At 66.2% G+C, this 18,887-nt stretch carries 18 protein-coding genes; all 18 read right to left on the reverse strand.

Going from position 1 to position 18,887, the window contains the following annotated elements; all coding sequences use genetic code 11:
- The 18 genes from MTBLM5_RS14045 to MTBLM5_RS14130 all read right to left on the reverse strand — a co-directional run bounded on the left by MTBLM5_RS14045 (position 1) and on the right by MTBLM5_RS14130 (position 18,887).
- A complete protein-coding gene (locus tag MTBLM5_RS14045; protein ID WP_173976707.1) occupies positions 1-870 on the reverse strand; it encodes a methyltransferase domain-containing protein in 870 nt (289 codons plus the stop codon).
- Positions 867-1,544, reverse strand: coding sequence for a trans-aconitate 2-methyltransferase (locus tag MTBLM5_RS14050; RefSeq protein WP_173976708.1), 678 nt, complete (start codon positions 1,542-1,544; stop codon positions 867-869). Before MTBLM5_RS14050 ends, MTBLM5_RS14045 begins: the two co-directional genes overlap by 4 nt.
- Positions 1,541-2,503, reverse strand: coding sequence for a phosphoglycerate dehydrogenase (locus tag MTBLM5_RS14055; RefSeq protein ID WP_173976709.1), 963 nt, complete (start codon positions 2,501-2,503; stop codon positions 1,541-1,543). Before MTBLM5_RS14055 ends, MTBLM5_RS14050 begins: the two co-directional genes overlap by 4 nt.
- Complete coding sequence (locus tag MTBLM5_RS14060; RefSeq protein ID WP_254431057.1) at positions 2,493-3,572, reverse strand: AroB-related putative sugar phosphate phospholyase (cyclizing); 1,080 nt, start codon at positions 3,570-3,572, stop codon at positions 2,493-2,495. The genes MTBLM5_RS14055 and MTBLM5_RS14060 overlap by 11 nt, the downstream gene beginning before the upstream one ends.
- Positions 3,565-4,284: an SDR family NAD(P)-dependent oxidoreductase gene (locus tag MTBLM5_RS14065; RefSeq protein ID WP_173976710.1), complete on the reverse strand. Its 720-nt coding sequence runs from the start codon at positions 4,282-4,284 to the stop codon at positions 3,565-3,567. Before MTBLM5_RS14065 ends, MTBLM5_RS14060 begins: the two co-directional genes overlap by 8 nt.
- On the reverse strand, positions 4,281-5,357 hold the full coding sequence (locus MTBLM5_RS14070) for a class I SAM-dependent methyltransferase (RefSeq protein ID WP_173976711.1): 1,077 nt from the start codon (positions 5,355-5,357) through the stop codon (positions 4,281-4,283). Before MTBLM5_RS14070 ends, MTBLM5_RS14065 begins: the two co-directional genes overlap by 4 nt.
- Positions 5,354-6,124, reverse strand: a complete 771-nt coding sequence (locus tag MTBLM5_RS14075) for a 3-deoxy-manno-octulosonate cytidylyltransferase (protein WP_173976712.1) — start codon at positions 6,122-6,124, stop codon at positions 5,354-5,356. The genes MTBLM5_RS14070 and MTBLM5_RS14075 overlap by 4 nt, the downstream gene beginning before the upstream one ends.
- On the reverse strand, positions 6,121-7,164 hold the full coding sequence (locus MTBLM5_RS14080) for a Gfo/Idh/MocA family protein (protein ID WP_173976713.1): 1,044 nt from the start codon (positions 7,162-7,164) through the stop codon (positions 6,121-6,123). Before MTBLM5_RS14080 ends, MTBLM5_RS14075 begins: the two co-directional genes overlap by 4 nt.
- Positions 7,161-8,252 (reverse strand): Gfo/Idh/MocA family protein, encoded by a 1,092-nt coding sequence (locus MTBLM5_RS14085; RefSeq protein WP_173976714.1) that lies wholly within the window; start codon positions 8,250-8,252, stop codon positions 7,161-7,163. The genes MTBLM5_RS14080 and MTBLM5_RS14085 overlap by 4 nt, the downstream gene beginning before the upstream one ends.
- A complete protein-coding gene (locus MTBLM5_RS14090; protein ID WP_173976715.1) occupies positions 8,249-9,340 on the reverse strand; it encodes a histidinol-phosphate transaminase in 1,092 nt (363 codons plus the stop codon). Before MTBLM5_RS14090 ends, MTBLM5_RS14085 begins: the two co-directional genes overlap by 4 nt.
- An 87-nt stretch (positions 9,341-9,427) precedes the next feature.
- Positions 9,428-11,230 carry an ABC transporter ATP-binding protein gene (locus tag MTBLM5_RS14095; protein WP_173976716.1) on the reverse strand — a complete coding sequence of 601 codons (1,803 nt, stop codon included), beginning with the start codon at positions 11,228-11,230 and terminating at the stop codon, positions 9,428-9,430.
- On the reverse strand, positions 11,227-12,330 hold the full coding sequence (locus MTBLM5_RS14100; protein ID WP_173976717.1) for a hypothetical protein: 1,104 nt from the start codon (positions 12,328-12,330) through the stop codon (positions 11,227-11,229). The genes MTBLM5_RS14095 and MTBLM5_RS14100 overlap by 4 nt, the downstream gene beginning before the upstream one ends.
- The gene (locus MTBLM5_RS14105; protein WP_254431072.1) at positions 12,314-13,363 is read right to left on the reverse strand and encodes a phosphotransferase; all 1,050 of its coding nucleotides are present in this window, start codon (positions 13,361-13,363) and stop codon (positions 12,314-12,316) included. Before MTBLM5_RS14105 ends, MTBLM5_RS14100 begins: the two co-directional genes overlap by 17 nt.
- Positions 13,363-14,418 carry an N-acetylneuraminate synthase family protein gene (locus MTBLM5_RS14110; RefSeq protein WP_173976719.1) on the reverse strand — a complete coding sequence of 352 codons (1,056 nt, stop codon included), beginning with the start codon at positions 14,416-14,418 and terminating at the stop codon, positions 13,363-13,365. The genes MTBLM5_RS14105 and MTBLM5_RS14110 overlap by 1 nt, the downstream gene beginning before the upstream one ends.
- Entirely contained in the window at positions 14,415-16,478 is a 2,064-nt protein-coding gene (locus tag MTBLM5_RS14115) for a hypothetical protein (RefSeq protein ID WP_173976720.1), read from the reverse strand. Before MTBLM5_RS14115 ends, MTBLM5_RS14110 begins: the two co-directional genes overlap by 4 nt.
- A complete protein-coding gene (locus MTBLM5_RS14120; RefSeq protein WP_173976721.1) occupies positions 16,475-17,269 on the reverse strand; it encodes a methionyl-tRNA formyltransferase in 795 nt (264 codons plus the stop codon). Before MTBLM5_RS14120 ends, MTBLM5_RS14115 begins: the two co-directional genes overlap by 4 nt.
- Complete coding sequence (locus tag MTBLM5_RS14125) at positions 17,266-18,204, reverse strand: polysaccharide deacetylase family protein (RefSeq protein ID WP_173976722.1); 939 nt, start codon at positions 18,202-18,204, stop codon at positions 17,266-17,268. Before MTBLM5_RS14125 ends, MTBLM5_RS14120 begins: the two co-directional genes overlap by 4 nt.
- Entirely contained in the window at positions 18,201-18,887 is a 687-nt protein-coding gene (locus MTBLM5_RS14130; RefSeq protein ID WP_173976723.1) for a cytidylyltransferase domain-containing protein, read from the reverse strand. The genes MTBLM5_RS14125 and MTBLM5_RS14130 overlap by 4 nt, the downstream gene beginning before the upstream one ends.

The following is an 18,887-nucleotide window of genomic DNA, read 5'->3' on the forward strand; positions in this document are numbered from 1 at the left end:
TCACCACGCGTCATAGCGGTTGGCGACCGACAGGTCGCGGCACAACAAGACGCCCCAGAATCCCTCGAAATCCAATGCCCGCCACAGCGGCCGCAACGCCACCAAGGGCGAACGCACCGGATATTGCCGGTAAAGCCGGGTCAGAACCGGCCGCCAGCCGGCCAACCGCGCCAGCAGCAGCCAGTCATCCGGGCAAAGCTCGAAGATATGCAGTTCCTCGGCGGTCCAGCGGGCGGCCATGCGGTCGTCGGACATGCGCAAATCGGCGCCGCCGAAGCGGCTGTCGCGCCGCCACGGCACCGTCATCAGCAGATGGTCGGCGCTGCCGCTTTCGGCCAGCCGATGCAGAAAACGCAAGGGATCAGTCAGGTGTTCGACCATTTCGAAGGTCATGAAAAGATCCGGACGAATTCCGGCCAGGTCCATCTCCTCGGCCCGGCACAAGATGGCGTCGCCGCCCTTGGCGGTGACCTTGTCGACCGCCACCGGGTCCAGGTTGACCGATACCACCCGCGCCACCGCATCCTTTGGCGCCAAGGCCTGCAGATAGCGGGCATGGTTGCCCGACGAATCGCCGATATCGGCCAGGACCAGACCGGACCGCCCCAGATGGCGGACCGCATCCAGCATCAGGCTGACCTGCCAGGCATGCAGGCCCCGCATCTTGATCTTCCAGTAGCGCTGGTATTCCTGGGGATCGAAGCCGCCGGTATATTGGTCGGCGATGTCGGGGATGACCGCCTCGAGCCGCCGATAGACATCCGCAAGCCCCTGTTCCGCCACGGCAGCCCGAACGCTGGCGGCCGACAGCCGCTGATAGAGGGCCCGGGTATCCAGTCCGACCGCTTTAGCCAGTCCGATCACATTCATCGCTGCGCACACCACACGTTGGCCATGACCTTGTCCACCGGCGTCTCCGCCGCCCCCGAAACCGGATGAAGATAGCCGTAATGGCTGAGACGCGAGACCTGATCGCAGGACCCGCGGACCACCGCCAGCGCCTCGGCGGCATTGACGATAACATAAGGCAGCCGCACGGCGGCACCGGCCTCGTCACCGCCGAAATCCATCCGAAACGACGATATCGCCTTGTCCTCGATGGTCGGGCCTTCATGTTCGCGCAGATCCAGCAGCAAGGTGCCGGCGGTGTGCGCCCAAGCCCGGGCGATGGTGTCGCGCCAGCTTTCGTGCAGGTGCAAGATGCCCAGCACCAGCACCAGATCGAACCGGCGGCCAGCAATGGCGGACCAGTCGGACTCGCCGACATGGTGGAATTCGGCCATCGGATGACGAGCCTTGGCCTTGGCGATCATCTCGGCGCTGATATCGATGCCGGTATAGCGGAAATCCTTCAGATTCTCGGCCATCACCCCGGCGAAGCCGCCCTGCGCGCAGCCGACATCCAGCACGCTGATCCCTTCCTTCAGCAGGTCCTTCAGGAAGAACCATTCCGAGGCATAGACCTGGGCGCTGGTGGCCCGCTCGTGGTCGAAGAAATCGACCACGTGGCCCCAGGCCCGCGCGTTGTGCTCGTCGCCGCTCATCCGCCTTGGCCCACGAAATCCAGCGGGTCGCGTCCCTTATCCAGCCCGGCGATGGCAGCACGGCCCATGGCCAGCACCGCCTCTTCCGCCGAACCGCCGATATGGGGCAGAGCCAGCATGTTGGGGTGACGCAGCAGGTCGAAATCCACCGGCGGCTCTTCGGCGAAGACATCGAAGGCGGCCCCGGCCAGATGGCCGTCGGCCAGCATCGCCTTGACGGCGGCTTCGTCCACCAGGCCGCCGCGCGCCATGTTGATCAAGATCGACCCCCGGCGCATCAGGCCCAGCTTGTCGGCCGGCAGGATGTCCCGGGTCGAGGAATCCAGCGGCAGATGCAGCGTCACGATGTCGGCTTCGGCCAGCAAGGCGTCCAACCCCATCGGCTCGATTGCATGGGTGGCGTAGAATTCGGGGAAGGTCTTGATGTCGTGCGCCAGCACCCGGCAGCCGAACGCCCTCAGCAGCACCGCCAGATCCTTGCCGACATGACCGCAGCCGACGATGCCGACGGTGCGTTGGGACAATTGCCGTCCCATCAATTGCTTCCAGCCGCCGCCCAGCACCAGGGCGTTGCCCTGGGGGACATGGCGCAACAGGGCGATGGCCGCCGCAATCACCAATTCCGACACCGAGCGCTTGTTGACGCCGCCGGTCCAGCCCAGCTTCTTGCCCAGCCGCGCCAGCGCCGCCAGGTCGATCATGTCCAGTCCGACCCCGTACTTGCCGACGACCTTCAATTCCGGCAGGCGGGCCAACGTCGCCTCATCCAACCTTTCCAGCGCGGTGATCGCCTTGTCGTGGCCGGACAGAAACTCGATCAGGGCCTCGCCAGCCAGCGACACGCCCGCATCGTTGAACGTCACGCATTCGTAACGTTCCAGCAGCTCGGCCCGCAGGATCGGGTGGCGCGAGAAAGATCGCGAGGCGACGGCAACGCGGGTGGTGGTGTCACGGGGCATGCGGGCGAACCTCGTCCAGGAATTCGGCGCACAAATGGCGGAAGGGCTGGTCGACGGCGTGGACGCCACGCGCCACCCGGCCGTCGGGTCCAGGCAGGATCAGGGTGGCCGAGCCCTGGCCGACATTCTTCTTGTCCTTGGCGAGTGCGGCCAGGAAGCGATCCAGCGGCACCGGCACGGATTGATAGCCGGCATAATTCCTGGCCAGGACCGGCCGCGCCGTGCGCCAATAATCCTCGCGGCCAGACCCCAGGCGCCAGCTCATCCAGCCGGCCATGTCCAGGCCGATGGTGACGGCGATGCCATGCGGCACGGCGAAGTCGGTGGCCGCCTCGATGGCGTGGCCGAAGGAATGGCCCAGGTTGAAGACCAGGCGCGGGCCGGTATCGAACTCGTCCTTCTCGATATAGCCTTGCTTGATCTCCAGCGCGCGGCGGATGGTCGCCTCCATCACCGCCGGATCGGTCCACAGGGACTCGTAGGATTCGGCGATGGCGGCGAAATCGGCGGGGCCGGCGATCATGTGCACCTTCAGCATCTCGCCGATGCCGGACCGAATCTCGCGCGGGTCCAAGGTGGCAAGGAAGCGGGTCGACAGGAAGATGTCGCGGGGCGGCGTGAAGGTGCCCAGGATGTTCTTGGCGTCGCCGCAATTGATGGACGATTTCGAGCCGATGCAGGAATCGCACTGGGCCAGCAAGGTGGTGGGATAGAAACGCCAATCAACGCCGCGCAGCATGGTCGCCGACAGGAAACAGGTGATGTCTTGCAAGATGCCGCCGCCGATGGCGACCAGCACATGGTCGCGGCGCAGGCCGTTCGCCACCAGATGCTCGACATAGGCGGGGAAGCGTTCCAGCGATTTGGCGGCCTCGGTCGCCTCGATCAGGAGTACGCTTCGGCTGGCCAGGACATTGCCCATCTGGTCCCGGTACAGGTCGGCGACCCGGGCATCCACCAGGAAATGGGCGTCGTCCGGCACCGACGCGTTCAGCCGCTCCAGCGCATCGACATCGAAATGAACCCGGTACGGCCCCTTGTGCGACTGGATGGTCAAACCGTCAGACACGGGTGAATCCTCCGTCGATGGCGATGGTCTGGCCCGAGATGAAGCTATTGTCCGGCCCGGCCAGCCAGGCGACGAAGGCGGCGATCTCGTCCGGCCGGCCCAGGCGCCTGGCCGGAACCTGCGCCACCAGGTCCTCGATGCCGGCCTCGCCCAGCACGGCGCGGGTCAGCTCGGTGTCGATGAAGCCGGGCGCTACCCCGTTGACCAGCACGCCGTCGGCGGCCACTTCGGCGGCGGCCGCCGCCGTCAGGCCGTCCAGGGCGAACTTGGCGGCCGAATAGCTGCCCCGACCGGCCTTCGAGATCACCCCCCAGATCGAGCCGACATTGACCACCCGCCCCCAGCCCTTGGCCCGCATGCCGGGCAGCACCGCCTGCATCAGGCGAAGCGGAGCGGTGACGTTGACCTGCTGGATGCGGGCGAAGTCGGCCGGATCGATCTCGGAGAAGGGCGAGACCTTGTTGATGCCGGCATTGTTGACCAAGATGTCGGCCCCCAGGCCGGCCAACTGGGTGGCGAAGCCTTCCAACTGGGTCGGATCGGCGAAGTCGGCAGCGAAATAATCGCTGCCCTGCGGCCCCTGCCCGCCCGGCCTGGTGCCGGTGACCAGCACGCGGGCGCCATCGGCCAGCAGACGCGCGGCGATGGCGGCGCCGATGCCGCGCGTGCCGCCGGTGACCACCGCCAATTTGCCGGATAGGGGAAGGGTCATGCCGGCTTCTCCGCCACGATGTTCCAGGCAAAGCCGATATGGCGGCCCAGCGCCAGTTCGGTTCGGGTTTCGGGAATGAACGGGCTTCCGTAAATCAAGATGCCGCCCGGGTGCGCCGCGTGCCCCAGCCAACCCAGCACCTTACGGCGGATCTGGGTCAGCCGCGGAATAGCGAAATTATCCCATTGAAAACTGCTCTTGCGATAACGGCGCCCGGGGAAGGCCGCCAACAGGCGGTCCAGTTCTGATGCGGAATAAACCCGGGTGAAAGGGTTCTTGGTCTGGCCGTGCTTGGGCTTGCCTTCGGTGACACGGCCGACCCATTGGGCCTCGGGCCAGCGGAACATCTCGCCGCGGACCAGACCCAGCGGGACGATGGTGCCCCAGAAGATGGCGGAATGGCGGGCATAGAGCATCAGCACCGCCTTGCCGCCCGGCTTCAGGACCCGGAACACCTCGGCGATGGTCTTGTCGGTGTCCTCGGAATGGTGCAATACCCCGTTGGAATAGACGATGTCGAAGCTGGCATCCTGGAACGGCAGGTTCTCGGCGTCGGCATTATAGGCGCGGCCCTCGCCGCCCTTGACCAGCCCCAACTTCAGCGCGGTCGAGATGGCCCGTTCCGGCGTGATGTCGACCGCCGTCACCGAGGCCCCATAGCGCTTGAACAGGCAGGAATGCGCCCCGCCGCCGGGACCGATCTCCAGCACGCTCTTGCCGGCCAGCTCGGCCAACGGCATCTCGACCACCGGCAGCAATTCGCGGCGGCGAAACAGATCCTCGGTGTCGGTCAGCATGGCTTCCAGCCGCTCAGGATTCAGCGAGCGGTCGGTCGGGCCGTAAAGCTGTTCGTACAAGTCGCCCCACCAGGCGCGGATATCGTCCTTCAACCCGCCATGGGAGGCAGCGGCGAACAAGGCCGCCACCTGGCGGTCGCGATCCAGCGGATGGCGGGCCCCACACGATGAACAGACCAGGGAATCGGCCTCCACCGCCAGCGCCGCCGCCCGGCAGGCGGGGCAACGCAAATTGGTGGTGGCGTCCCTCGCCAGCAGGTCGGTCCAGACGGTCAATAACGCCCCCACAGCGGATCGGCCTGCATCGCGGCCTCGACGATGCCGATATCGTGCGGGCTATCGACCGAATAACTGGGCTGGAACGGATAGGGCGCGATGTGCTGGTGATGGCCGTAATCGTAAAGCCGGTTGGAATCGCAGGCTTCCTTGATCTCCAGCGGACTGGGCGCCAGGCTGGTGAACAATTTCAGGAAATCCCAGCGAAAGCCGAAGATGCCATAGATGCGCTTGGCCCCCAGCTCGGGCGTGAATTGTTTGCAATACGGAATGGGCTGGCGCGAGGTGTAAAGCACCCGGCCCGACAGATCGTGGATGATCTTCAGCGCATCCGGATTCCGGAACTGCGCCTCGTCGACGATGTCCATCGCCAGCATGGTGCCGCGCACCTCGGCCTGCCGCTCTTCCATCGGCTTGATGGTGGCGGCGATCATGTCCGGGTGCATCATCGGCTCGTCGCCCTGGACGTTGAGCACGATGTCGTCGTCGGCCACATCCACGCCGCACTTGGTGGCGGCCTCGGCGACCCGGTCCAGCGCCCGGGTGTGGGTGTCGGCGGTCATGATCACCGGATAGCCCTTGGAGTCGCCGAACGCCTTGATTTCCTCGTCGCAGGTGCAGATGGCCAGCACGTCCCAGCGCGGGAACAGCCGGGCGCGCTCGAACACATGCTCGATCATCGGGCGGCCGAAGATGGGAAACAGCGGCTTGCCGGGGAAACGGCTGGCCGCCATGCGGGCCGGGATCAGGCCGATGATCTTGCTCATGACGGGCACTCCAGGTTCCAGCGCGCCTTCCACTGGGGATCGGCGCAATAGATGCGATAGACCAGCTGCATGGTGGCCAGGGCGTCGGCCGACGAGCCGGCGGCGATGGCCCCGCCCTGCAGCACCGCGTCGGCGAATTCGGCGATTTCGTCGGCCCAGCTGGGATCGCGGTTATAGCGGGTGGTCTGTTCCTTGGGGTCGCCCTGGTCGTCTTCCCCGGCCCACACCAAGGTCAGCGTCTCGGCGCCATAGGATTTCGAGCCCGACAGGATGCCCGACAGGATCAAGGCCCCCTTGCGGCAGGTAATTTCGAGATTGAAACGATGCCGCCATTGGGTCGCGGTGGAATGCAGCATGGCGACGCAGCCGGTTTCCGAACGCATCAGGGCATAGGCATTGTCCTCGATGTCGTGGCCCCAGAAATCGTTCGAGACGATGCTGGTGACCTCGCGGAACTCGCCGCCGAACAGGCGCATCAGATCGACCATGTGGATGCCCTGGTCGAGCAGGATGCCGCCGCCGGCCACGGCGCGCTGGGTGCGCCAGTCGGAATGCGCCCCGAAAGAGATGAATTGTGACTTGCCGTAGACGCCGCGCATGTTCAGCACATCGCCCATCTCGCCCGAGGCGACGATGGCCAGCGCGTCGCGGACCGAATCATGATAGCGGTGGTTGAAGCCGTATTTGAGTTTCAGGTCGGGGTGGCGGGCCTCGGCTTCGATGACCCGCTCGATATCGGAAACGTCGCGGCCGGGCGGCTTCTCGCAAAAGACGTGCAGGCCCTTTTCCAGGCCAGCGATGGTGACGTCGGCCGCCACCTCGTTGGTCAGGCAGACGAACAAGACGTCCAGGCTTTCGGCTGCCAGCAGCGCCTCGGGGGTACGGTAATGGCGCACGCCGTCGGCGAACGCTCCCTCGGACTCGAAGGTGCGGTCGCACACCGCGACTGTTTTCATATCGGAACGAAGGTCGATGAATTGGCGCCGGCGCTTGCCGACGACGCCGAAGCCGGCGATGCCGACGCGAAGGGGCGTGCTCATGCCGGGGTCCGATACAGATCGGCCAGGGCCTCGTCGGGCCGGCCCAGGCGGGTGGATTCGCCATCCGCATCGACCGCCACCCAATCGCCGGCTTCGTCCGAGCGGTAGAAGGCGTTCAACAGCTTGATGGTGCGCAGGCAATCCTCGCGGGTCACCGGATAGGGCCGGCCGGCCTGGAAATCGGCGGCGATATCGCGATACATCGCCTCGTGCCCGAAGCCATAGACGCAGCGCGAGAAATCCTCGGTGGCCTGGGTGCAGGCGGCGGGGTCGGGGGTGAAGACCTGCAACTCGTTGACGGCGATGCCGCCGATCTGGGCCAGGCCCTTCTCGCCGACGATGGACAAGGACGCCTCGAAATCGTCGGGCCGGGCCGCCGTGGTCACCTCCAGATTGCCGATAGCACCGCCGGGATAGGTCAAGGTGGCGACCACCGAATCTTCCACCTCGATGTCGGCGCCCAGGGTGCGCATGGTGGCGTTGACCTTGTCCACCTCGCCGCCCAGATAGCGCAGCAGATCGACATGGTGGATGCCCTGGTTGGTCAGGCAGCCGCCATCCTGGGCGAAGGTGCCCCGCCATGGCGCTAGGTCATAATAGCGTTGCGGCCGGCACCAGCGGGTGCGCACCGACATGATTCGGATGGCGCCCAGTTCGCCGCTGTCGATGGCCTGCTTGACCCGCTGGACCGCCAGGTTGTAGCGGTTCTGGAACACCGGGAAGATGCGCACGCCGACGCGATCGGCCAGATCATAGGCGGCGTTCAGCTGCGACGGCGTCATGAAGGTCGGCTTCTCGACGATGACGTGCTTGCCCCAGCGCTCCATGACTTCGGTGGCGTGCTCGGCATGCATGCCCGACGGCGTGATCACCGCCACCACCTGGATGTCGGGATGGTCGCGCAGCATGGCACGATAGTCGGTATAGAAGGGCACGCCGAATTCGTCGCCATAGGCCTTGGCCTTGTCGGCCGCCAGATCACACACCGCCGTCAGACGCACCCCGCCGGTCGCGGCGATGGAGCGGCAATGGTGGCCGGCGATACGGCCGCAGCCGATGACGGCGACCTGGATGGCGTTGGGGCTCATACGGAATTTCCTTGCACGGCGGCGCGAATCAGGGCGATGACCGGAGCGAACAGATCCGGGGTGGTGGCGGAAAAGCGCGAGAAGCCGGCCAGGCACGGCTCGGCGAAATCCTTGCGATACATGACGCGGCCGTCAAGGGCGGCGTGAATGGCGGCGGCGTGGGCGCCGAAGGCGACATGACAGAAATTGCCGGCGCCCTTCAGGACCTGGAAGCCCAGGGCCTCCATCGCGGCCAGGAACAGGGCCTTGCCGGCCTCGAGACGGGCCACCGAGGCCCGCATGGCCTCGGCGTGGTCCAGCATGCGTTCGAAGGCGTGGACCGCGACGGCGCCGACCTCGTACATCGGACGGACCTTGTGCAGCACCCGGGCGACCTCGGGCGAGGCCACGCCATAGCCGATCCGGATCCCGGCCATGCCCCAGGCCTTGCCGGTCGAACGGCACACCACCAGATGCGGATGGCGGGCGATCGCCGGCACCACGCTGTCGGGATGGAAGGGGTGATAGGCCTCGTCCACCAGCATCAAGGCCCCGGCCTCGCCGGCCGCCGCGATGATAACCTCCAGCTGCTCGGGCGGGACCACCGTACCGGTCGGGCTGTCGGGATTGGGCAGGCACACCAGCTTGGGGCCTTCGGTCCGGATGGCGTGAAGCAGGCGCTCGACCGGCAGGACCGGGCCGTCGGAACCCCGTTCGTATTCGATGCCGACGACGCGGGCGCCGTACATGCGGCTGTAGACCGAATACATGGCGAAGGTCGGCACGGTATGGATGACGGTGTCGCCGGGCTCGACATAGGCCTCAAACACCGAGCGGATCACCCCATCGGAACCGGCGGCCAGCATCAGGTTGTTGGCCTCGACGCCGACCCAGGCGGCCAGCTTGGCGTAAAGCTGCGCCGATTCGGGATAGGTGCAATAGGCCTCGGCCGGCAGGGCGCGCATCACCTCGGCCACCACCCGGTTCAGCTCGGGGTCCCAGTTCTCGTTCTTGTCCAGCCACAGCCGCGCCGGGTCGCGCGGGCTTCCGCGGGTCCAGTCGGGACGGGTCAGTGTCGGGTCGGCAACGGCGGTACGTGGCGCAGGCATCGGATGCGATCGGGTCATGGGGGCTCTTACCGGAGACGCCAAACCTTATCGGCTATTTCTCGGCCCACGGCAAGCCGTGCGCCGCTCTCACACCACCGCCGGGTCATGGTCGAGCATGGCGCGGAAAGCCGGGCTGCGGCTCGACAGTTCCGAAAACGTGCCGCTCTCGACCACGCGCCCGTGATCGAGCAGGTACAAGACATCGCATTTGCGGACGGTGCTCAGGCGATGGGCGATGATGACCAGGGTCACCTGGCCGGTCAGTTCCTCGATGGCGGCCGACACTTCGCGCTCGGTGGCGTTGTCCAGAGCCGAGGTCGCTTCGTCGAGCACCAGCAATTGCGGCTGGTGGTAAAGTGCTCGCGCGATGCCGATTCGCTGCCGCTGCCCGCCCGACAGCAGCGAGCCGTTCTCGCCCAGCATGGTGTCCAGCCCTTGCGGCAATTTGCGGATGAAATCGGCCAGCCGCGACTGTTCCAGGGCCCGCCACACCGCGGCATCGTCGATGGCATCGTCGGCCAGTCCGATGGCGACGTTGCGACGGACGCTGTCGTCCAGCAGATAGATGAATTGCGGGACATAGCCCAGGGAGCGCTGCCACGCGGCGATGTCGGTCACCGGCGCGCCATCCACCAAAAGCCGGCCCGATTGGGGCTCGAGCAGACCCAGGATGATGTCGGCCAGCGTGGTCTTGCCGGCGCCCGAGCCGCCGACCAGGCCGATGGATTGGCCGCGCGCGATGGTCAGGTCGACATGGTCCAGCGAGGGCCGCTCGGCCCCGGGATAGGTGTAGCTGAGCCCATCCACCCGCACCTCGCGCTCCATCGCCAGCCGGCCCTCGCCCGCGGGCGACGGCAGGGCGGCGGCCTCCAGGCCGCGATGGTGCGCCAGGACGTTGTTCATCGCCGGGATGTTGAAGCGGATGGTGTTGAGATAAAGCACCAGCTTGTTGAAGGTCGGCATCAGCCGGAAGCCGGCCAGGGCGTAAAGCGCCAGCAGCGGCAGCACTTCGACGGTGACGCCCCCCCGGGCCCGGACCATGACCACCGCCACCACGAACGCGAACACCAGCAGGGTTTCGATGGTCAGGCGGGGTACCTCGACGATGGTCTGGTTGAAGACCTGGATCTGCGACATCTCGTGCCGCAGGCGGACGAAAGCATCGACGAAGAACGGCTCGCAACGCCGGACCCGGACTTCCTTGAACCCGCCCAGGCTTTGATTGAGGCCCTGCAAGATGACCGCGTGCAGCGCCTGCGACCGCCGGCCGCCGCTGGTGATGCGGCGATGGGTGACGACGTAGAAGAACGCCAGTACCGACCCCAGGAACAATCCCATCGCCACGGTGACCACCGGATCGGTCAGCACCAGCACGGTGAATATCCCCACGACGATCATCCCTTCGGCCACAAGCCGCATGAACGGCTTGAGCACGCCGCGAAAGACATCGTCACAGGCCAGGTTGATGTTGCGGATCAGCTCGGCGGAATTGTGCTTGAGGTGAAACACATAGGACGCGGTCATGTAGGTCCGCATCAGCTGGCTGGCACCACGGGCCACCGCATCCATGATGATGCTGTTCTCGACCCAGGCCGCAAACAGCAGCAGACCGTTCTTCAGCAGATAGAAAAGGGCGACTGCGACGGCCAGGGGCAGCACGATCTCTTCGCCGTTCACTTCGCCAAGAACGCCCAGACGGTGCGCGAACGGCAGGTGCAGCGGTTGGTCGGGCACCGCGATGGCGTTGACCAGCGGCAGGATCAGGCCCAAACCGACCATTTCGAACACCGCCGATACCCCCATCAGCGGGATCAGCAGCCACAGCCGTCGGGCACAGCCGTCGGGCAGCAAGCCGATGGAGTCCCGAACGGCGCGGATCAACCCCTTCATGGCCTTCTCCCTGCCGCCACGATATCCAAGACGCTGTCGGCGACATCTGCCGGCGCGGCCAACACCCGGTTGGTCTCGGTCCACAGCCGGGTCGCCTCGTGGGCGCTGGCCGCCCTGGCCAGAAGGTCGGGCAATGCCCGGGCCTCGCGGCATTCAAGCGCCAGTTCGGCCAGGGGCGGTCGGTCGGGCCGATTGTAGGTGTGATACCATGTCACCAACTCGGCATCCATGAACAGATAGAGCCCCACCCCCATCGGCCGGGGCGAGACCCGGCTGAAGTAGTTGAGGATGTTGAGGCTGGTCGAAAAACAGGTGGTGGCGATGTCGGCGGCACAGACCGATTGCTCGCTCTCCAGGGGGTCGAGGATGGTCTCGAGCCCGCCGGCCAGCAATTCCAGCGCCCGCAACCTGCGGGCGCCGTCTTCCTTCGGATGCGGCCGCAAGACCACCAGGGCATCGGGAAGAGCGGCCCGCAACGCTTCGCCCAGGGTGGACAAGGTCCGCCAATATCCGTCGATTTCCAGGAACTGCCCATAGAATCCGACCACCAGGCGATCGTCGGCGACGCCCAGCCGAGCCCGGGCGGCGGCGCGCATGGCCATGGGATCGGCCGCCGCCGCCAGGGCGCCGAAACGGACATTGCCGACGATCCGGGTTTGAATGCCGGGCACTTCCTTGTGGGTCAGACGCGCGCTTTCGGCATCGCCGACCAGGAAGGTCGAGGCCACCGGCCCCCAACCCGGATTGACGTCGCCCGGATAATCCTGCAGCGCGAAGGTGGGAATCGCGCCGGCCGCGGCGGCCAAGGCCTCGTCGATGCCGCGCCCCTGACCGGAAAGGCCGGACAGAATGGCATCGGGCCGGCTGGACCGCACCAGATCGGCGGCGAAGGCCAGCACCTCCCCCTCGTCCGATGGCGCCGCCACCACCTCGATGCCGGCGGTGCGCAGAACCTCGAGGGCCGGCATGGCGGCGGTGACCGTGACCCGCCAACCGGCACGACGGGTCGCCGCCCGCAAAACCGGCAGCAGATGCGCCGCCCCGCCGGTATCGCGGGCGGAAACCAACAGGTGGAAAGGCGAATCAGGAGAGAAAGGCATCGCGTACCAGTCGGGCCGCGCGGCCCTCGAGTTGCACGAACTTGTCGAACTCGCTTTCGGGCGACGACAAGCCCCGCTCGATGAAAAGATCCAGCAGCGTCGCCATGCAATGATAGGCGATCTGGCGCATGCCGTCGCCCAGTCCGTCGATCGGTTTGCCGTATCCGGCCGTCAGGTGGCCCAGGCGCACGAGAAAGACCTCGCGCTCGGGCTGATCGAACAGGCAGAATCGCTGCACGGCATAGGCAAGATCCCATACCGGCGGCGCGAATACGTCGGTGCTTTCCTCGAAATCCACCAGCATGGCCGTGCCCGCCCCGTCGTAGAGCACGTTCCCCTGATGAATTTCGCCATGCAGGCATTGGGCGCCCGGCTGTTGATGCCAGTCGGGGCGGTACTCGGCGCACCAACGCCGCAACCAGTCGCGATTGCGCTCGGCCCAACCGGGCGGAAATCCCAACCGAGGAAACTCACCCGGCTCGCACATCATCCCGGCCAGCCGGTCCCGGTGGCCAAGCAGACGGTCGTTGCGCGTTGCCGCCAGACGATGGACCGACGGGGCGACGACCGTATCCGCCAAGGCCCGGTGTGCCGCCGCCATCGCCCGTCCGAGCGCGACCAGATCGCCGTCCGAGCCGTCGAAATGGCGCGCCTGCACCAACGGTCTGATATCGAGGCGCAATTCATGGCCGTGCCACACCAAGGGAATTCCGGCGGCCAGGATCGGGTTGACGGGAACGCCGGCGGCCTGCAATCCATCGACAAGCGCCTTTTCCAGGGCCGGCGTGCCGATATGCGAGGTGACGCGCAGGAACCACCGGCCTTCCGGGCCGGTCAGGGCATAGCCGCCGATGGCGGTTCCCGCCGCCGCGGCCGGTGACAAGGCCCGCAATTGCGCCCCCTCGACCGGCAGGACCGGGCGAACCGCCTGGATCACCGCCGCCGCCAGGTCCGCGGCCGGTTCGGTGGCAAAGGTGATCCGGCCGGGGCAATCGCTGGTTTCCCAGGCATAGGTGATCCGGAACGGCACCATCACGCCGAAGGCCCCTCGAGGGCATGCCAGTCGATCGGCCGGCCGGCGGCGATGGCACGGCCCAGACGGCGACCGGCGGCCAGATCCCAGCTGCCGACCGGAATGCCCACGGCCGGCCAGGCAAAGCCCACATTCTCGCGATCGATGACGTCGCCCGGCCGCAGATCCCGGCGGGCGACCAGGCCGCTGCGGGTGTCCAGGTCACGCGGCTCGCGCGGCAGCGTCGGAAAGCAGCCGATCGCCTGCCAGCATTCGGTGATTGTCCGCAGCATGTCGGGCAGCCGGCCGATCGGGGCGGCGGTGACGACATCTTGTTCCGCTTCGTCCGGATCGTCGCAGACACCTTTCTCGATCAGGTTGGCCCCCAGCGCCACCGCCGCATACATCATCTGCTCGCCACGATAATGGCAAGACAGGCCGACCGGGCAGTCCAGCAGCCTCTTGTAGGCGGGAATCGCCGCCAGATTATGCTGCTCGGCCGGGGTCGGATTGGCGCCGGGATGATGGTTGACGATGACCCCCGCCGCCCCGTGCCGCCGCGCCTCTTCCACCGCGCGGACGATTTCCCAGACATACAGACCGCCAGCGTCGAAGATGATCGGCAGACCCGAGCCGGCGCAATGGCGGATCAGCGGCAGATGATCGACGTTGTTGCGGGCGATCTTGAGCGCCGCGCCGCCCTGGGCGACCATGAAATCCACCGCCACGGTGTCATAGACGCTGGCGACGAACGGCACCTTCAGCTCGCGACACAGGCCGGCCACGTCGGCATAGAACGACAGCGGATTGCATTTGCGCTCGATCAGCTGGCGGTAATCCTCGACGCGGCGGCCGTGCGCATGGGCATAGGCCGCCTGAATGCCGGTTCCGGCCATGCAGATCTCGGGATCGTGCAGGATTTCGGTCTTGAATACCACCGGGCCGGCGGCGGCGATCCGCCGTGCGTAGGATCGCGCCTGCTCCAGGGATTGATTGAAGAAGGTTCCCACCTCGGCCATGAACACCGGAGGGTGGCCATCGCCAACCGTGAAACTTCCGATCCGCACTTCTGTCATGGTCCTCGGCTCCGCTCCACCATCGAGACCTCCCGGCCCCGTTCATATGCCTGGCGCCACAATACATCACCCTTGTCGGATGCCGGGATGCCATTGTCACAGACCACCGTGCGCGACCGCCAGGGCTCGACGGCGTCGGCAATGGCCGCCTCGGCGGTCTTGCCGTCCTCTCGTCCCCGCATGTATGCCCCGATGATGGCGGCGACCCGTGATCGCCCCTCGCCGTCGCGAAATGGATCGATCAAATCAAGCCATGGCGAATGGTCGCCTAGGCGGGTATCGCCACCGGCCACCGCCTCAATGGCGGCCTCGAAGCCGGCGACATCACGGAAGATGACCTGGCCCACCCCGCCGTCCCGGGCGACGGGATGAACGTCGATCCCGGCAAGGTCCAGGTGCAGGGCCGGGCGGCCGGCGACGGCCGCCAGGAAACCGGCGGAATTGATCGAGGAACACACCGCCAGGTCGCCGGCCCGCGCCACCACGCTGACCCGTTCGTCGAACTGGACCCGCAGGCACCGCCCTTCGGCTTCCAGGGACGCCACCACGTCTTGCAGACCCGTCGTCCGCGGCAGGCTGTCATAGATGCTTTTCGACTTGATGATGCAGCCCCAGTCGGGATGCGCCCGCAGCAACCCCAGCACCGAGCGGTAGAAATCCACGACATGCCCGAGGGAGTTGCTGGCTTCCGGCCCGTACGAAGTATCGAGGACGGTCAGCACGAACCGTACATGCGGCGCCAAGGCGGCGCGATAGCCGGCGGCCCGTTGCGCGTCGCCGTCCTGATGCCCGTCGCCCATCACGATTCCGACATCGACCATGGTGCGGTAGTCGAGCCGGTGCACGTGGTAGAAGCCGCGATGGTACGGCCCCCAGGAAAAGACCAGATCGGCCATGCCGAAATGATGCAATGCCACCGGCAATGGGTGAATCGACCAGAAGTTCCACAAGAACACGCCACCTTCGAGCCGCAGGGCCAGGGCCAGGGCCAGCGTCTGCGGCAGGAACACCCAGCTTTGATAGGCCGCCTTGGCGTTCACCTGCCGGATGAGGGCGCGGTAGGATTCGATCAGCACCGTCAACTGGCACAGGGTGGTCCAACGCCACAGGGCAACCTTGCCGAGGCGGCGCGGAAACGCCGACGCCGCCAGTCCCAGACAGCCGACGCCGTCGATCAGCGGGCGAGCCAGGTGATCGGGCAGGAACGCGGCGTCGGCCCAGCCCAAACCCATCGTGCCGGCCCGTTTGCGGGTTGCGTCGTCCAGTGGGGCATCGCGCCGGTTGCAATAGAGCACGACGCGGGCGGGATCGAGCCCGCTGCCGTCATGCCAGTAAAGGTGGCCGCCAGCCGGATATTGCTCGAATATCCACGCGATGTTCTGCTGCAAGACGACCCCTTGCCGACGCGCCTCTGGATCGAGCTGGATTTCCGGCCGGGGCACCCGCCGGAACAGACGGCGAATCCATTGGCGCGGGCTTTCCGGCAAGACCCGCAGCAAAGAGAGAGCGGCCCGCGTCGATGGCAGCGCGACCAGTCGTGCGGCCGGACCCGGATCAAACGGCAGGTGGGCCGCCGTCCAGTCCCCCAGACAGGGAAAGCGAACCAGGCATTCCACCAAGCGGACATCGCCACCGACCCGCCCGGTCCGATAGGCGCACTCGGCGAACACCGGCAGGATCAGGGCTTCGCGATTGTAGGCGCAGTAATAGGACCGCATCGCCCGCCGGATGCCGTCGGCCTCACCACGATAGCGGTCGGGGATCCAGCTTTCGCCGTCGTCGTCCAGCGGCAACGCGTCGGCCAGGGTCAACAGGCGCCATTCCAGCCGCAAACTCAGGGCGCGGCCATGCTCGTCGGTCACCGGCAAGCCGACATCATGGACCTGCAGGCCCGGCATCACCCCGAACCGGGCCAGGAAATCCAGACATATCCGTGCGCCACGCGATACCGATTCGACGTGCAGGACAATGCCCGCGCCGTGCCGCAAGAGGGCCAGGGCCAACAATCCGGGCGTCAGGCGCAGCGCCCAGACATGAACGCCGCCGCCGCGCCGGGTCATGCGAAAATCGGCCTCAGAAACAGGGACGTGTCACGACTCTCCGCGGCGGACATGACATCGGTGGCGGTGGGCATGTCGCTGAGATAGGCCGCCGCCACCTCATCGGTAAAGTCCGCGTTGCGGGTGTAACGCATCTCGCGGGTCCGATCCTGCTCGACCGGTTCCATGCCGGAAAGCGCTCCGGACGCCATCGCCTCGACCAGCGAATCGTGGGCGGCCTTGACCGACAACATCCCCCACAAGAAAGGATCGGCGGCCTGCGGCTTCGGAAAGGCGTGATAGTACATGGCCCCGGAATCCAGCCCCTTGCTGAGCTTGTGAATGGTCGCCCCCACCATGTCGGGCCGCCGATCGGCCAGCGCCCAGAAATTGCACGAGCTGCCACGGTAATAAGGCGAGACCCCCATATGGATGTTCAACGCCCCACGCTCGACCAGCCGTTCGCACAGGGCACCCTTCAAGTAGCTCGCCCCGAAAACCACCGTATGGTCGGCCTCGAATACCGGAGCGAAGACGGACGGCGCAACCTGACTGGCGTCGCCCATCTTCAGGGCCAAAACCCGCACATTGCCCGGCAGAAAGTCCACCGACCCGAAGACCCGGTCCTCGGCCGCCATGACTCGGCCGAAATAGTCCTGCATGACCTCGGACTTGCGGAAGAAGTCCGCGACCTGGCCGGGAAACACCGTGTTACATTCCATCACCGCATAGACGGTGTCGAACACCCGGGCCAGGGAACGGATCAGCGATAGGTGTCGCGGCTGGTTGCTGGTAAAGACGGCGACGCTCATCGATCCTCCAATTCCGCCATGATAAGGGCATGATCCTGGCGCGGCAGTTCGAACCGCGAACTCGGTCGGCGTTCCATGTTCGAGCGGAACCCGATCTTGACCCCCAGTTCCTCGAGAATGGCGACGGTGTCCTGGTTGTAGCTGTTGCAGGGGTGCGCCATCGCCAGCGGGGCATGGCCGGTCAGCGCCATCAGATGACGGCGGTTCGCCAGATATTCCCGCTTCTGCTCGTCATAGCTCATCTCGCCCAGGGTGGTGAAATGCGTATAGGAATGCAGCCCCAGGATATGGCCGTGGTCATCAAGCGCCTTGAGATGGGAGTCTTCCATCCACAGCAGGTGGCGCAGCTCCTCGGCCCGCAGTCCGGCCTGCTCGACCAGGCTGTCCATGATTTCCTCGAACGGGTCGTGCCCCAGCACCCGGTCACGGAGGAAGCGGAAGCGCCGGTCGGCATCGGTGTAGAAAGGGAATTCGGCCAGGTAACGCCGCGGATCGAAATCGACCGTGGCCTTCGCCGCCATGTCGGCATAACGGGACCGGGCCAGCGCCCGTTCGAAATTGTCGTAGAAATCGTCAACGGTCGGATAAGCCACCGTGCGCAAGTAGCGGTAGACTTCCATCTTGCGCAGGTGACCCTCGAAAACCGAGGAATAGATGAACCAAAAGGCGGTCAGGCCGAAATCGGCCAGGACCGGCGCGGCGACCTCGTATTGGCACAGCAGCGCGTCGTCGAAAGTCAGGCACAGATGGTGCGGTTCCAACCGCCCCTCCACCGCCCGCTCCAGCCAGGCCTCGGCGCTCAGGATGCGCTCGGGCCCCAGATGACGCAACATGCGCGCCAGATCGTCGGCGTTGATGGCTCCCTGGCCGGCGGGGTGGCGCTGGTCCCAGAAGTGATGGAACATGACGCCGTGCGGAACCGAGGCCACGCTCATGATTTCTCCGCCACAAGAGCCCGGGCCACCATGAGGTCCAGGCGGTAATCGATATCGACCGACCGTTCGGCCGGCATGATGTAGGCGCGGGTGTCGGGAAAACCGAACCCCAGCTGCCGGCGGAAGGCATCGACCCGAGCCACATAGACCGCCCCGTTGGGCACGTAGGCCGTCGGCAATTGCTGGCGCTGGGCGTCGCTGGGCGACTCCAGCAGCGGGCACATGCGGCCGTCCCCGTCCAGGGTGGACATCCAGAACGGTGATTTCGGCGCCACGCAGACCGACATGGCCGCCGGCGCACCGCTGTCGTGACACAGGCGGATACAGGCGTCGATGTCGGACGCCAGCCGCAACGGCGAGGTCGCCTGCAGCAAAACCAGATAATCATAGGCCCCCAGACTGTCGAGGGCATGCAGCAGAACCGGCCCCAGCGGCACGGTATCGGTGGACAATTCGGCAGGACGCAGGAACGGCACCTCGCAGCCGGCCAAGGCGGCGGCGTCAGCGATGTCCTGGTCGTCGGTGGACAACACCACGCGGTCGATCAGGGCCGAGCCCTTGGCCGCCTCGACGCTCCACGCCACCACCGGGCGGCCGCCCAGATCAAGCAGATGCTTGCGCGGCAGCCCCTTCGAGCCGCCGCGCGCCGCGATCACCGCCAGCACCGACTTTCCGTCAATCAT

Origin of the sequence: Magnetospirillum sp. LM-5, assembly GCF_902729445.1 — a bacterium.
GTDB lineage: Bacteria > Pseudomonadota > Alphaproteobacteria > Rhodospirillales > Magnetospirillaceae > Magnetospirillum.

What these genes read in the sequence shown, in the direction of transcription:
- MTBLM5_RS14090 (WP_173976715.1), bottom strand. Translation starts at nt 9,340, where the DNA reads ATGCCTGCGCCACGTACCGCCGTTGCCGACCCGACACTGACCCGTCCC.
- MTBLM5_RS14125 (WP_173976722.1), bottom strand. Translation starts at nt 18,204, where the DNA reads ATGAGCGTGGCCTCGGTTCCGCACGGCGTCATGTTCCATCACTTCTGG.
- MTBLM5_RS14055 (WP_173976709.1), bottom strand. Translation starts at nt 2,503, where the DNA reads ATGCCCCGTGACACCACCACCCGCGTTGCCGTCGCCTCGCGATCTTTC.
- MTBLM5_RS14075 (WP_173976712.1), bottom strand. Translation starts at nt 6,124, where the DNA reads ATGAGCAAGATCATCGGCCTGATCCCGGCCCGCATGGCGGCCAGCCGT.
- MTBLM5_RS14080 (WP_173976713.1), bottom strand. Translation starts at nt 7,164, where the DNA reads ATGAGCACGCCCCTTCGCGTCGGCATCGCCGGCTTCGGCGTCGTCGGC.
- MTBLM5_RS14065 (WP_173976710.1), bottom strand. Translation starts at nt 4,284, where the DNA reads ATGACCCTTCCCCTATCCGGCAAATTGGCGGTGGTCACCGGCGGCACG.
- MTBLM5_RS14095 (WP_173976716.1), bottom strand. Translation starts at nt 11,230, where the DNA reads ATGAAGGGGTTGATCCGCGCCGTTCGGGACTCCATCGGCTTGCTGCCC.
- MTBLM5_RS14105 (WP_254431072.1), bottom strand. Translation starts at nt 13,363, where the DNA reads ATGGTGCCGTTCCGGATCACCTATGCCTGGGAAACCAGCGATTGCCCC.
- MTBLM5_RS14100 (WP_173976717.1), bottom strand. Translation starts at nt 12,330, where the DNA reads ATGCCTTTCTCTCCTGATTCGCCTTTCCACCTGTTGGTTTCCGCCCGC.
- MTBLM5_RS14045 (WP_173976707.1), bottom strand. Translation starts at nt 870, where the DNA reads ATGAATGTGATCGGACTGGCTAAAGCGGTCGGACTGGATACCCGGGCC.
- MTBLM5_RS14085 (WP_173976714.1), bottom strand. Translation starts at nt 8,252, where the DNA reads ATGAGCCCCAACGCCATCCAGGTCGCCGTCATCGGCTGCGGCCGTATC.
- MTBLM5_RS14130 (WP_173976723.1), bottom strand. Translation starts at nt 18,887, where the DNA reads ATGATTGACGGAAAGTCGGTGCTGGCGGTGATCGCGGCGCGCGGCGGC.
- MTBLM5_RS14115 (WP_173976720.1), bottom strand. Translation starts at nt 16,478, where the DNA reads ATGACCCGGCGCGGCGGCGGCGTTCATGTCTGGGCGCTGCGCCTGACG.
- MTBLM5_RS14050 (WP_173976708.1), bottom strand. Translation starts at nt 1,544, where the DNA reads ATGAGCGGCGACGAGCACAACGCGCGGGCCTGGGGCCACGTGGTCGAT.
- MTBLM5_RS14120 (WP_173976721.1), bottom strand. Translation starts at nt 17,269, where the DNA reads ATGAGCGTCGCCGTCTTTACCAGCAACCAGCCGCGACACCTATCGCTG.
- MTBLM5_RS14110 (WP_173976719.1), bottom strand. Translation starts at nt 14,418, where the DNA reads ATGACAGAAGTGCGGATCGGAAGTTTCACGGTTGGCGATGGCCACCCT.